The organism is Microbacterium sp. 69-10, assembly GCF_001897945.1.
In the GTDB taxonomy this organism is placed as follows: domain Bacteria; phylum Actinomycetota; class Actinomycetes; order Actinomycetales; family Microbacteriaceae; genus Microbacterium.
The window spans coordinates 536-1,238 of sequence record NZ_MKRT01000016.1; the positions used below are offsets into that span (position 1 = coordinate 536).

General features: G+C 73.4%; 1 protein-coding gene. It reads right to left on the minus strand.

Annotation, left to right across the window (positions count from 1 at the left end):
- A partial coding sequence (locus BGN97_RS05475) for a M24 family metallopeptidase (protein ID WP_292699022.1) occupies nt 1-703 on the minus strand: 703 nt, incomplete at both ends.

Here is a 703-nt window from a genome sequence, read left to right on the forward strand (position 1 = left end):
TACGTGCGCGTGCTGTCGGAGTTGTAGCCGCTCGGCACCGCCCCGCCGATGTCGACGACGACCACGTCGCCGTCCTCGATCACCCGATCCGAGACCTCGTGGTGCGGATCGGCGCCGTTGGGGCCGGAGCCGACGATCACGAACTCCACGGTCTCATGCCCCTCGGCCACGATCGCGTCGGCGATGTCGGCCGCCACCTCGCGCTCGGTGCGCCCCGCGCGCAGCCAGTCCGCGACACGACGGTGCACGGCGTCGATGGCGTCGCCGGCCCGGCGCAGCTCCGCGACCTCGTCGGCGTCCTTGATCATGCGACCCTCGCGCAGCACGGGCGTCGCCAGCTCCAGCCGGGCATCCACCCGATCCCCGATCGGGATCACGTGCAGTGCGGGAAGGGCATCCGACACCGCGATCCTCCCGCCCGGGGCGGGCAGCGCGTCGATGACCAGCGCATAGGGGTCCTCGCCGTCCACCCAGTCGGCGATTCGCACGCCCAGCTCGCCCGCCGCGGTGTCGCGCACCTTCGCGAGCTCCATGCGCGGCACGACGATCGTCGGCTCGAATCCGGGGCCCACCACCAGCGCCGTGAGGCGCTCGATCGTGTCGCCCTCCACGCCCAGCAGGTAGCGCAGGTCGGGGCCGGGACCCACGATCACCGCGTCGATACCGGCGTCGGCGGCCAGGGCTCCGGCCCGCTCGAGGCGGG